The organism is Burkholderia sp. YHN3-13 (genome assembly GCF_055810675.1).
Map to the genome: position 1 here is coordinate 288,592 of NZ_JBVVNQ010000008.1, position 11,157 is coordinate 299,748.

Genomic DNA, 11,157 nt, shown 5'->3' on the forward strand with positions numbered 1-11,157 from the left:
GCATTCTCAATTCGTTGGTAGGCTCGATTGGACTCGAACCAACGACCCCCACCATGTCAAGGTGGTGCTCTAACCAGCTGAGCTACGAGCCTAGAGAAGCTAAGATTATATGGAGCGGCTACCGGCTTGGCAAGTGTTTTATGCAGTCGCAGCAAAACAACCGTGTTTCAACCCCACATCACGCCTTGCGACCCGCCCGCACGACGCCCTGCACCTCGCCGAGCAGCGTGCACGCGCGCTGCACCTGCGCCGAGTTCGACACCTCGACCGTGAACTGCATGAATGCCGCATTGCGGCGACTCTGCGTCTTCACGCCCACCACGTTGATCTTCTCGCGCGCGAACACTTCGGAGATGTCGCGCAGCAACCCTTGCCGGTCGCTCGCCTCGATCATCAGGTCGACCGGATAAACGGACGCGCCGCGCCCGCCGAGCACGTCAGCCGACCAGGTCGTCTGCAGCACGCGCTCCGGCGCGCGCTCGACCATCCGGCGGAACGTCGGGCAGTCGGTGCGATGGATCGACATGCCCTTGCCGCGCGTGACGAACCCGCTGATCGGATCGGGCGGCGCGGGACGGCAGCAACGCGCGAGCTGGGTCAGCAGCGCATCGACGCCCACCACCAGCACGCCGGTCGACGCGCCGTGCGCGACGCTCGCGCCGCTGCTGCGCTTCTCGAAATCGGCGGGCGCCTCGGGCGCCGGCTCCGGCGGCGGCGCATCGGACAGCGCGTGCTCGACATTGCGCAGGCTGAATTCTTCCTTGCCGACGACCGAGAACAGCTCCTCGGGCGACTTGAAGCCGAGCTTCGCCGCGAGGTTGTCCAGGTTGACCGAGGTCTTGCCTTCGCGCTGCAGCGTCTTTTCGACGAGCGCCCGGCCATGCGCGACGTTTTCCTCCTGCTCGATCGAGTTGAACCACGCACGCACCTTCTGCCGCGCACGCGGGCTCTTCAGGTAGCCGAGCTGCGCGTTCAGCCAGTCGCGCGACGGCCCGCCCTCCTTCACCGCGACGATCTCGACCGTCTGGCCGTTCGCGAGCGACGTGTTCAGCGGGACCATCACGCCGTCCACGCGCGCGCCGCGGCAGCGATGGCCGAGTTCGCTGTGCAGGTGGTACGCGAAATCGACCGGCGTCGCCCCCTGCGGCAACGCGATCACGCGCGCCTGCGGCGTCAGCACGTAGATGTGGTCGTCATCGAGCGACGTCTCGCGCAATTGCGCCCACGCCTGGTCGCCCGACACCTCGGCGCCGTCCTCGACGTCGTCCTTCCACGCCAGCAACTGGCGCAGCCATGCGATCTTCTCGTCGTACTTGTCGCTCGCCGAGAACTGGCCGCCGTAACCGCGCGCGCCGGCCTCCTTGTAGCGCCAGTGCGCGGCCACGCCGTACTCGGCGAAGCGGTGCATCTCCTGCGTGCGGATCTGCACTTCGAACGCGCGGCCGTCGTCGCCGATCACGACCGTATGCAGCGACTTGTAGCCGTTCGGCTTCGGTCGCGAGATGTAGTCGTCGAATTCCTTCGGCACCGGCTGCCACAGGTGATGCACGATGCCGAGCACCGCGTAGCAATCCTTGATGTCCGGCACGATCACGCGAAACGCGCGCACGTCGTACAGCTCGGAGAAATCGAGTTCCTTGCCGCGCATCTTGCGCCAGATGCTGTAGATATGTTTCGGCCGGCCGCTCACGTCGGCCTGGATGTTCGCTTCCGCGAGCTCATGCTGCAGCCGCCCGATCGCCTGCGTGACGTATGCCTCGCGTTCGATGCGCTTCTCGTCGAGCAGCTTCGCGATCCGCTTGTAGGTGACGGGATCCTCGAAGCGGAACGCGAGATCCTCGAGCTCCCACTTCAGTTGCCAGATACCGAGGCGATTCGCGAGCGGCGCATAGATCTCGAGCGTCTCGCGCGCGACGTCGGGCGGCGGCTCGATCTTCGCGGCCGCGTAATAGCGCAGCGACTGCAACCGCGACGCGAGCCGGATCAGCACGACGCGGATGTCCTGCGCGAACGCGAGCAGCATCTTGCGCAGCGCCTCGATCTGCGTGCGCCGCTCTTCCGCCGCGTCGCGCCCCGTGTCGGGCTTCGCGTTCTGCGCGGCGCGCAGGCTCACGGTGCCGAGCCGCAACAGCTTGCGCACGTCGGACACGAGCCGCGCCACCTCTTCGCCGAAACGCTCGGTGAGCTCGCGCTCGGGGTCGCTCAAGTGCGGCGTCAGCACGAACAGCGCGGCGGCCTGCATCGCGGACGGATCGACGTTCAGCGTGCGCATGATCGCCGCCGTGCCGGCCGAGTGATCGGCGAGCAGTTCGCCCGACGACAGGCGCGCGTCGCCGGCCCGCTCGCGCACGAACGCCAGCACGTCGTCGAACGACGGTGCCGCGACAGGGGAAGCGGAAACGGATTCGGTCATTGCACGGCCTGGCGGAATGCGGTCATCGTCGGGTGTGGCCCAGCTCAGCTCCGCTGCGCGGCAACGACCACGATCTCGACGAGCAGCGCGGGATCCGCGAGCTTCGCCTCGACGGTGGCGCGCGGCGGCGTGTTGCCCTGCGCGACCCACGCGTCCCACTCCGCATTCATGCCGTCGAAGTTCGCCAGATCCGAGATGTAGATCTGCACCGACAGCAGATGCGCCTTGTCGCTGTTCGCTTCGGCGAGCAGACGGTCGATGTGGCCGAGCACTTCGCGCGTCTGGCCCCTGATGTCCTGCGTGGTGTCCTCGGCGATCTGGCCGGCCAGATACACGGTACCGTTGTGGATCGCGGTTTCGGAGAGACGGGCCCCGACGTGGTGACGAATGACTGCCATGGAATGTTCCGGTCGTGAGTGAAGGGAGAATCGGACGGCGGCACGGCCCACGTGCCGCCGAACCGCATATTATGACGCGTTTATGCGCGGCCTTCGACGAAAAACCGCCGCGCAAGTGCAATCTGGTCGGCACTGACGAACGCCGGCGCGTGGCCCGCCCCCGGAATCTCGACGTGCGTCACATGTCGGCCGCGACGCACCATGTCGGCCACCGTCTCGCGCGACAGCAGGTCGGAGGTCTCGCCGCGCACGACGAGCAGCGATGCGTCCGTCGTCTCGATCGCACGCCACAGCGCGGCCTCGCCGAGCGCGGCCAGTTCGGGCGTCGTCGCCTTGAACGGCTCGGCGATGCGCGGATCGTAGCGCATCGTCCAGCCGCCTTCGGGCAGCTCGCGCAGCAGCGGCCCGTTGATCTCGCGCCACTCGTCGGCACTCAGCGCGCCGAACGGCAGCGACAGCGACGTCAGGTAGTCGATCCCCTCCTGCTCGGTGTCGAAGCGCGGCTGCACGCCGAGGTATTCGCCGATGCGTGTCAGCGAATCGGGCTCGATGCGCGGCCCGACGTCGTTGACGATCATCCGGCGCAACGGCGAACCGGGCAGCCCCGCAAGCGCCATGCCGATCAGGCCGCCCATCGACGTGCCGAACCAGTCGACCGATTCGACGTCGAGCCGCGCGATCAGCGTCACCATGTCGGCCACGTACTGCGGAATCGCATAGAGCCGCGGGTCGGCCAGACGGTCCGACCGGCCGCGCCCGACGATGTCGGGGCAGACGACGCGATACGTATCGGACAGCGCGGCGGCGAGCCGGTCGAAATCGCGCCCGGAGCGCGTCAGGCCGTGCACGCAGACGAGCACGCGCGGATTGGCGGGATCGCCCCACTCGGTATAGGCGACGTGGTGAAGGCCGGCGGCACTCGCACACTGCACGCGCCGCTGGCGGGGAACCGGAGGATTCGCTGGGGTCGTTGGCATCGTTGGCATCCTGTCGAACGGGGGCGACGCGCAGGGCAACGCTTGCGACGCCCGATGCGGACGATTGTAAACCGCTTCCGAACAACGGGCGCCGCGCCCGCGGCGCACCGCACGGGACGGAGGCTCAATCGGCTCGGCGCCACGCCGCGCGCAACTGCTCGCGCAGGAACTCGACGAAGGTGCGCACGCGCAGCGGCACGTGGCGGCCGCCGGGATAGACCGCATGCAGCGGCGCCGCGGACGCCGCGAAAGCCGGCAGCACGCGCACGAGCCGGCCGGCATCGAGATCGGCGCCGACGTCCCAGATCGACTTCAGCGCAATACCCGCGCCTTCCAGCGCCAGCGTACGCGCCGCACCGCCGTCGTTCGTCAGCAGCGCGGCCGCCACCTCGACGGCCACCCCGCCCTGGGCGCCGTCGAAGCGCCATTCGGCACGCGGCTGGTCGCCCATCACGATGCATCGATGTTCGCGCAGCTCGGCCGGATGGGCCGGCGCCCCGTGTGCCGCGAGATAGCCCGGCGACGCGCACAGCACGCGATGATTCGGCGCCAGCTCGCGCGCGATCATCGTCGAATCGGCGAGATTGCCGATCCGCACGGCGACGTCGATGTCATGGGCGAGCAGGTCGACGACCGTGTCGGTCAGCAGCAACTGCACGGTCAGTTGCGGATGCCGCTGCTGAAACGCCGCCACGACGGGCACGATCCGCAGACGGCCGAGCTCGCCGGGCGCCGTCACGCGCAGCACGCCGCTGACCGTGCCGCGACGATCGCGCATCAGCGTTTCGGCGCGATCAACTTCGGCCAGGATGCGCAGGACCTGGGCGTGAAACTGCGCGCCTTCGTCGGTCAGCGTTTGCTGCCGGGTCGTCCGGTGCAGCAAGCGCACGCCAAGCTGCGACTCGAGCTGCGCAAGCCGCTTGCTGACGACGGACAACGACAAATCGAGTTCGCGCGCGGCCGCCGACAGACTGCCGGCCGACACGATCCTCGCGAAAGTATCGAGCGCAGGAAGATCGTCGATCAGCATCCGGTCGCCCGCCGCATCCCAGTCTTTCCTTTTTTCGAATAATCCATTCGCCGTTCGCCCGTATTTGCATCCAAAACGGAAACCTACCATACCTGTTCCGCGTCGTCGCACGACGCTATTCACAGGACCTCCGAAACCATGTCGATCCGCCTTCGTTCGATCACCCGCCCCGTCGCGCCGGTACTCGCCGCGGCCGCTTGCGTCGTGGCACTGTTGCCCGCCGCGTCCCGTGCGGCAGACCTCGTCGCGCCGCACAGCCTGACCGTGGCCGAGGGCGTGCCGGCTGCGCAGGCCCGGGCGCAGATACTGGCCGCGCGCCGCTACGGCACCTTCTGGGATACCGGCGACGCCGATCTCGCCCGTACCGCGCTCGCCGCCGACTTCACCGACCGGACGCTGCCGCCCGGCCGGGAACAGGGCATTCCGGGACCGCTCGCGGCCTCGCGCACGATGCGCGGCGCGATTCCGGATCTGCATTGCGACATCGAACAGATGATCGTCGCGGGCGACCGCGTCGTCGTCCACCTGCACTTTCGCGGGCATTTCACCGGCACGTTCAACGGAACGGCCGGGCGCGGACAGGCAATCGACTTCATCGCGACCGATATCTACCGGATCGACCACGGCCGGATCGCGGAAAACTGGCACATCGAGGACAACCTGACGCTGATGCGTCAGCTCGGACTGGTCGCCTGACGGAGGAACGCAATGACTCACGATCACGCCCCTCGTGCGACGCACCTGCCGCGCCGCAGATTTCTGGCCCAGACCGGCGCCGGGCTCGCGGCCGGCGCCGCGGTGATGGCCGGCGCGTCCCGGCCAGCAACGGCCGCCCCGATTCCGGCGCGCCCCACGCCGGACGCCGCGCCGTTCTGGCCGGACGGCGCGCGCCTGGTCATCTCGATCTCGATGCAGTTCGAGGCGGGCGGCCAGCCGCCCAGCGGGGCGGACAGCCCCTTTCCCGCCGTCGCGTTTCCGCCGTCCGTGCCGGTCGATCTCGCGTCGGCCACCTGGTTCGCCTATGGCTACCGGGAAGGCATTCCGCGCCTGCTCGACCTGTGGGACCGGCATGGCGTGAAAGTCACGTCGCACATGATCGGGGAGGCCGCGCGCCGGCACCCCGAACTGGCGCGCGAAATCGTGGCGCGCGGCCACGAAGCCGCCGCCCACGGGCCGACCTGGCGTGCGCAATTCGCGATGAGCCGCGACGACGAGCGCCGCTTCCTGACCGAAGCTCGCGACATGGTCGAAGCGGTGACCGGTCAGCGCCCGATCGGCTACAACTGCAACTGGCTGCGGCGCGGCCCCCATACGCTGTCGTTGCTGCAGGAACTCGGCTACACGTATCACATCGACGACGTCAGCCGGGACGAGCCTTTCATCGAAAGCGTCGACGGTCGCGATTTCGTGGTGGTCCCGTACACGCTGCGCAACAACGACATCCTGCTGATCGAAGGCCGCAACTACTCGCCGACGATGTTCCTCGAGCAGATCAAGCTCGATTTCGACCAGTTGTACGCGGAGGCCGGACAGCGGCGCAGACTGATGTCGATCAGCGCGCATGACCGGATCAGCGGCACGCCGCAAATGGTCCGCGCATGGGACGCCTTCCTGCACTACGCTCGATCTCACCCCGGTGTCGCATTCATGCGCAAGGACGACATTGCGCGCTTCGCGCTGCACGGCCCGTCGACGCTGCGCGAAACCGAAACGATCTGAGCGGACGCCCCCCCCTTCAACCAGGAAAAATCGTCATGACTGACCTGCTTCACGGAAAGAAAGTACTCGTCGTCGGAGGAAGCTCCGGCATCGGCGCCGCTGCCGCGACGGCATTCGCGCGACACGGCGCGATCCTGACGATCGCCTCGCGCAACCCGGACAGGATCGCGATCGATGCCGGGGCCGGCGCACACGTGCGATACGAAACGCTCGACATCACCGATACCGCGGACGTGGAGGCCTTCTGCGCGCGCGCCGGCCAGTTCGACCACGTCGTGATTTCAGCGGCAAGGACGGCCACGGGCCCGGTCCGCGGACTGCCGCTGGCCGACGCGCAGGCAGCGATGGACAGCAAGTTCTGGGGTGCATATCGCGTCGCGCGGGCGATCGATATCGCGCCCGGCGGTTCGCTGACGCTCGTGTCGGGTTTCCTCAGTGCGCGGCCGAGCGCGTCGTCGGTGCTGCAAGGGGCGATCAATGCGGCGCTGGAGGCGCTGGCGCGCGGCCTGGCCCTCGAGCTGGCGCCGGTCCGCGTGAATACCGTGTCGCCCGGCCTGATCGCGACGCCGCTGTGGGACAAGCTCGCATCCGATGCGCGCGACGCCCTGTACGCCGGCGCCGCGCAGCGCCTTCCGGCCCGCCGGGTCGGCCAGCCGGAGGATGTCGCGAATGCCATCCTGTATCTGGCGACGACGCCTTATGCGACCGGCTCGACGGTGCTGATCGACGGCGGCGGCACCATCGCGTGACGCAAGCGCGCACGACAAAACGCCCCGCGTTCCGTTGAGAACGCGGGGCGTCGGGGACGACGCAACGAGGCGACGCTCAGGCCACCGCGCTGACGTCGAGCGGTGCGCCCGTCTTCGCCTGGATCTCGTCCGCGCTCACGCCGTCGGCGAGTTCGAGAACCTTCAGGCCGGACGGCGTCACCTCGATCACACCCAGATCGGTGACGATCAGGTCGACCACGCCGACACCCGTCAGCGGCAGGTTGCATTCTTCGAGAATCTTGTGCTGGTCGCCCTTCGCGACATGCTCCATCAGCACGACGACACGCCCCACCCCCGCGACGAGGTCCATCGCGCCGCCCATCCCCTTGATCATCTTGCCGGGGATCATCCAGTTCGCGAGGTCGCCCTGCTTGCTGACCTGCATCGCGCCGAGGATCGCGAGATTGATGTGGCCGCCGCGGATCATCGCGAACGAGTCGGCCGACGAGAAGATCGACGAGCCCGGCAGCGTCGTGACGGTCTGCTTGCCGGCGTTGATGAGATCGGCGTCGACTTCGTCTTCGGTCGGCGACGGGCCGATGCCGAGCAGGCCGTTTTCCGACTGCAGCCACACCTCGACGCCTTCCGGCACGTGGTTCGCGACGAGCGTCGGCAGGCCGATGCCGAGGTTCACGTAGAAGCCGTCCTGCAGTTCCTTCGCCGCGCGCGCGGCCATCTGGTCACGATTCCAGGCCATGTCAGTCTCCTTTCGCGCGTACGACGCGTTGTTCGATGCGTTTTTCCGGCGTCGCGTTCAGCACGATGCGCTGCACGAAAATCCCGGGCGTGTGGATATGGTCCGGATCGAGTTCGCCGTTTTCGACGATCTCTTCGACCTCCGCCACGGTGATCTTGCCGGCCATCGCGCACATCGGATTGAAGTTGCGCGCCGTGCGGCGGTAGATCAGGTTGCCGGACTTGTCGGCCTTCCACGCCTTCACGAGCGCGACGTCGGCCGTCAGCGACGGCTCGAGCACGTAGTGGCGATCGCCGAACTGGCGCGTTTCCTTGCCTTCCGCGATCACGGTGCCGTAGCCGGTATTCGTGAAGAAGGCGGGAATGCCCGCGCCGCCCGCGCGCAGCTTCTCGGCGAGCGTGCCTTGCGGCGTGAATTCGAGTTCAAGTTCGCCGGCCAGGTACTGACGCTCGAACTCCTTGTTCTCGCCGACGTACGACGAGATCATCTTCTTGATCTGGCGCGTTTCCAGCAGCAGGCCGAGGCCGAAACCGTCGACGCCCGCGTTGTTGCTGATGCAGGTGATGCCCTTGACCGCCGAATCGCGCAACGCCGCGATCAGCGCCTCCGGAATCCCGCACAGGCCGAAGCCGCCCACCGCGAAGGTCTGTCCGTCGCGGACGATCCCTTCCAGCGCGGCAGCCGCGCTTGGATAGACTTTGTTCATCAGTTGTCCCTTCCTCTATGGAAACCAGCAAAACCGGTTCACGCGCCCACCTGGGCCGCAAGCCCGCCGCATCATTCTATGCATGCGCGGCCCTGCCTGCGTCGAAGCGCGCTGTTTTTATGTCGCGGCAAGCCGCCGCGAGATGCCTGAAAGGGTACGATGCGGCGCGGATGCGGCACAATACGCAAAAATACATAAGCGTTTGCCTCCGCTTGCCTGCGCCATGCCCGCTCTCGATTACCAGACTGCCTTCCACCTCGCGCCGCTCGGCCTCGTGCTGTCGCGCGACCGCGTGATCGAGGATTGCAACGATGCGCTTGCGTCGATCTTCCGCTGCGCGCGGGCCGATCTCATCGGAAAATCGTACGAGGTGCTCTATCCGTCGACGGACGAATTCCAGCGCATCGGCGAGCGAATCGCGCGCGTGATGGCCGCGAACGGCATCTACTCGGATGACAGAATCATGAAGCGCGCGGACGGCGAGCTGTTCTGGTGCCACGTGACGGGCCGCGCGCTCGACCGCACCGCGCCGCTCGCGGCCGGCGTCTGGACCTTCGAGGATCTGAGCGCGACGCGCCGCGTCGCCGTCGAGCTGACCCCGCGCGAGCGCGAGATCGCCGCGCAGCTCGCGACCGGCAAGACCAGCAAGCAGATCGGGCGCGTGCTCGACATCAGTTCGCGCACGGTCGACATCTACCGCGCACGGCTGATGCGCAAATACGGCACGAACAACACGCCGGAGCTGGTGCAGCGCCTGCTCGGGCAGTGAACGCTTGTCGCGTGGCGGCGCCCGAATGACGATCGGCCGCGCAGGGCGGCCGATTCGGGTAACGACGGGCATGGCGGCTCGCCGGCGCGCGGCGCCGGACTCGCCTCTCAGTCGATTTTCGTCGCGAGTGCGCGCTCGATCGTGTCGCGCAGCAGTGGCGGCAGTTCCACCGACTTGCCGAGCGCATAGTCGACCCACACGCAGCGCGCCTTGCCGCGTGCATAGACGTGCTGCGGATCGTCCGCGCGCGTGAGCTCGAAGCCGGTGTCGAAGCTGCTCCGGCCGGGTTTCGCGGCCGACATCCTCGCGATCACGTCACCCGGATAGTGCAGCTGCTTGAGGAATTCCATCGACGCCGTGACGATGACGGGCCCCTGCCCTTCGCCGTTGCCGCCGGCAATGCCGAGTTCCTCGAACCACGAGATCCGCGCCTGCTCCATGTAGCGGAAATAGACCGTGTTGTTCACATGGCCGAACGCGTCCATGTCGCCCCAGCGGATCGGCATCGACATCTCAAATACGGGGGAGTAATCGCTTGTTGCGCTCATTGCAGTCTTCTTCGTTGCCGGGTGTCATCCGCTCAGGCGAGGCCGAAGCCATCGTCGGCGGAGATAATCGAGCCGTTGATGAACTGCGACTCGTCGGCCGCGAGCAGCAACAACAGCCCGTCGAGATCCTGAGGCTTGCCGACGCGCCGGCGCGGCAGCATCGACTGCAGCTTCTGGCCCTGCTCGGTTTCCCACAGGTAATGATTGATTTCGGTATCGATATAGCCCGGACAGATCGCGTTGACGTTGATCCCGTGGCGCCCCCACTCGAGCGCCATCGCGCGCGTCATCTGCACGACCGCGGCCTTGCTCATCGCGTAGAGCCCGATCTGCGGGAACACGCGCAGCCCGGCCACCGATGCGATGTTGATGATCCGGCACGGCGGCTTGCCGTTGCCGCTGCCGTTGGCGCGCATGATCATCCGCTTCGCGACTTCCTGCGCGACGAAAAATGCGCCGCGCGTGTTGGTATCGAACACGAACTCGAAATCGGCCGGCGTGACGTCGACGAGCTTCTGCATCGTCGAGACACCCGAATTGTTCACGAGGATGTCGATCGTGCCGGCCTCCGTCTCCGCATGCGCGATCGCGGCCTTGATGCTCTGGACGTCGGTCACGTCGAGCGACACGACGTGCGCGGCGCCACCCGCCGCCTCGATCTCCGCGCGCAGCTCCTTCAGGCGCTCGACCCGGCGGCTCGCGAGCACGACCTTCGCGCCGGCCTGCGACAGCACCTGTGCAAAGCGCTGCCCGAGGCCGCTCGACGCGCCCGTGACCAGCGCAACCTTGCCTTCCAGATTGATCGATCGACCCATTTGCACATCCCCTTTCGATGTCGTTTCGCCGGCCCGGGCGGCACAGCCCGAACGGCATTACCCTAGCACAAAAAATAGAACGATCGTGCTAATCTAGCCGCATGTTGTTGCGGCAAGCGTTTCGTTTCGCAGACAATACGCTCCCGAATAAAAGCATTCTAACGGTTAGAGGAACGCCAATGACCCCCGCAAGCCTCATCGAGCAATACGGCCCGCGCGAATCGATGGAATACGACGTCGTGATCGTCGGCGGCGGCCCCGCCGGGCTGTCGGCGGCGATCCGGCTCAAGCAGCTGGCCGCCGAGAAAGGCACCG

General features: G+C 67.1%; 13 protein-coding genes and 1 tRNA gene. 5 read left to right on the forward strand and 9 right to left on the reverse strand.

Going from position 1 to position 11,157, the window contains the following annotated elements; genetic code table 11:
• Window positions 1-15: 15 nt before the first annotated feature.
• From AC0KUR_RS20385 to AC0KUR_RS20405, 5 genes are all read right to left on the reverse strand, one after another.
• Window positions 16-92, reverse strand: a tRNA-Val gene (locus AC0KUR_RS20385).
• 86 nt (window positions 93-178) lie between these two features.
• Window positions 179-2,413 carry a RelA/SpoT family protein gene (locus AC0KUR_RS20390; protein ID WP_034190160.1) on the reverse strand — a complete coding sequence of 745 codons (2,235 nt, stop codon included), beginning with the start codon at window positions 2,411-2,413 and terminating at the stop codon, window positions 179-181.
• A 44-nt stretch (window positions 2,414-2,457) separates the two neighbouring features.
• A complete protein-coding gene (locus AC0KUR_RS20395; RefSeq protein ID WP_034190161.1) occupies window positions 2,458-2,811 on the reverse strand; it encodes a RidA family protein in 354 nt (117 codons plus the stop codon).
• A gap of 80 nt (window positions 2,812-2,891) precedes the next feature.
• Entirely contained in the window at window positions 2,892-3,788 is an 897-nt protein-coding gene (locus AC0KUR_RS20400) for an alpha/beta fold hydrolase (protein WP_034190162.1), read from the reverse strand.
• 124 nt (window positions 3,789-3,912) lie between these two features.
• Window positions 3,913-4,818 (reverse strand): LysR family transcriptional regulator, encoded by a 906-nt coding sequence (locus tag AC0KUR_RS20405; RefSeq protein WP_473376350.1) that lies wholly within the window; start codon window positions 4,816-4,818, stop codon window positions 3,913-3,915.
• A 138-nt stretch (window positions 4,819-4,956) separates the two neighbouring features.
• On the opposite strand from AC0KUR_RS20405, the gene AC0KUR_RS20410 reads away from it, so the two are divergent.
• From AC0KUR_RS20410 to AC0KUR_RS20420, 3 genes are read left to right on the forward strand one after another with little or no spacing between them, the layout of a single operon-like run.
• Window positions 4,957-5,514: an ester cyclase gene (locus tag AC0KUR_RS20410; RefSeq protein ID WP_034190163.1), complete on the forward strand. Its 558-nt coding sequence runs from the start codon at window positions 4,957-4,959 to the stop codon at window positions 5,512-5,514.
• A gap of 12 nt (window positions 5,515-5,526) precedes the next feature.
• Window positions 5,527-6,537: a polysaccharide deacetylase family protein gene (locus tag AC0KUR_RS20415; protein WP_473376351.1), complete on the forward strand. Its 1,011-nt coding sequence runs from the start codon at window positions 5,527-5,529 to the stop codon at window positions 6,535-6,537.
• Window positions 6,538-6,572: 35 nt separating this feature from the next.
• Complete coding sequence (locus AC0KUR_RS20420) at window positions 6,573-7,286, forward strand: SDR family oxidoreductase (protein ID WP_473376352.1); 714 nt, start codon at window positions 6,573-6,575, stop codon at window positions 7,284-7,286.
• 76 nt (window positions 7,287-7,362) lie between these two features.
• On the opposite strand, the gene AC0KUR_RS20425 is transcribed toward AC0KUR_RS20420, so the two are convergent.
• Together AC0KUR_RS20425 and AC0KUR_RS20430 are read right to left on the reverse strand one after the other, a co-directional pair.
• Window positions 7,363-8,004, reverse strand: a complete 642-nt coding sequence (locus AC0KUR_RS20425; RefSeq protein ID WP_473376353.1) for a CoA transferase subunit B — start codon at window positions 8,002-8,004, stop codon at window positions 7,363-7,365.
• Window position 8,005: 1 nt separating this feature from the next.
• Entirely contained in the window at window positions 8,006-8,710 is a 705-nt protein-coding gene (locus AC0KUR_RS20430; protein WP_021162428.1) for a CoA transferase subunit A, read from the reverse strand.
• Between the two features lie 223 nt (window positions 8,711-8,933).
• On the opposite strand from AC0KUR_RS20430, the gene AC0KUR_RS20435 reads away from it, so the two are divergent.
• Window positions 8,934-9,479, forward strand: a complete 546-nt coding sequence (locus tag AC0KUR_RS20435) for a LuxR C-terminal-related transcriptional regulator (RefSeq protein WP_034190167.1) — start codon at window positions 8,934-8,936, stop codon at window positions 9,477-9,479.
• Between the two features lie 107 nt (window positions 9,480-9,586).
• Here AC0KUR_RS20435 and AC0KUR_RS20440 read toward each other — a convergent pair whose 3' ends face one another.
• Window positions 9,587-10,027, reverse strand: coding sequence for an acyl-CoA thioesterase (locus tag AC0KUR_RS20440; RefSeq protein WP_034190168.1), 441 nt, complete (start codon window positions 10,025-10,027; stop codon window positions 9,587-9,589).
• 32 nt (window positions 10,028-10,059) lie between these two features.
• A complete protein-coding gene (locus AC0KUR_RS20445; protein ID WP_034190169.1) occupies window positions 10,060-10,842 on the reverse strand; it encodes an SDR family oxidoreductase in 783 nt (260 codons plus the stop codon).
• Window positions 10,843-10,949: 107 nt separating this feature from the next.
• On the opposite strand from AC0KUR_RS20445, the gene AC0KUR_RS20450 reads away from it, so the two are divergent.
• Window positions 10,950-11,157 (forward strand): FAD-binding protein (locus AC0KUR_RS20450; protein WP_230945111.1); only part of this gene is annotated, 208 nt, incomplete at its 3' end.

Coding starts and splice junctions, on each gene's coding strand:
- AC0KUR_RS20390 (WP_034190160.1), bottom strand. CDS start 2,413: ATGACCGAATCCGTTTCCGCTTCCCCTGTCGCGGCACCGTCGTTCGAC.
- AC0KUR_RS20395 (WP_034190161.1), bottom strand. CDS start 2,811: ATGGCAGTCATTCGTCACCACGTCGGGGCCCGTCTCTCCGAAACCGCG.
- AC0KUR_RS20400 (WP_034190162.1), bottom strand. CDS start 3,788: ATGCCAACGACCCCAGCGAATCCTCCGGTTCCCCGCCAGCGGCGCGTG.
- AC0KUR_RS20405 (WP_473376350.1), bottom strand. CDS start 4,818: ATGCTGATCGACGATCTTCCTGCGCTCGATACTTTCGCGAGGATCGTG.
- AC0KUR_RS20410 (WP_034190163.1), top strand. CDS start 4,957: ATGTCGATCCGCCTTCGTTCGATCACCCGCCCCGTCGCGCCGGTACTC.
- AC0KUR_RS20415 (WP_473376351.1), top strand. CDS start 5,527: ATGACTCACGATCACGCCCCTCGTGCGACGCACCTGCCGCGCCGCAGA.
- AC0KUR_RS20420 (WP_473376352.1), top strand. CDS start 6,573: ATGACTGACCTGCTTCACGGAAAGAAAGTACTCGTCGTCGGAGGAAGC.
- AC0KUR_RS20425 (WP_473376353.1), bottom strand. CDS start 8,004: ATGGCCTGGAATCGTGACCAGATGGCCGCGCGCGCGGCGAAGGAACTG.
- AC0KUR_RS20430 (WP_021162428.1), bottom strand. CDS start 8,710: ATGAACAAAGTCTATCCAAGCGCGGCTGCCGCGCTGGAAGGGATCGTC.
- AC0KUR_RS20435 (WP_034190167.1), top strand. CDS start 8,934: ATGCCCGCTCTCGATTACCAGACTGCCTTCCACCTCGCGCCGCTCGGC.
- AC0KUR_RS20440 (WP_034190168.1), bottom strand. CDS start 10,027: ATGAGCGCAACAAGCGATTACTCCCCCGTATTTGAGATGTCGATGCCG.
- AC0KUR_RS20445 (WP_034190169.1), bottom strand. CDS start 10,842: ATGGGTCGATCGATCAATCTGGAAGGCAAGGTTGCGCTGGTCACGGGC.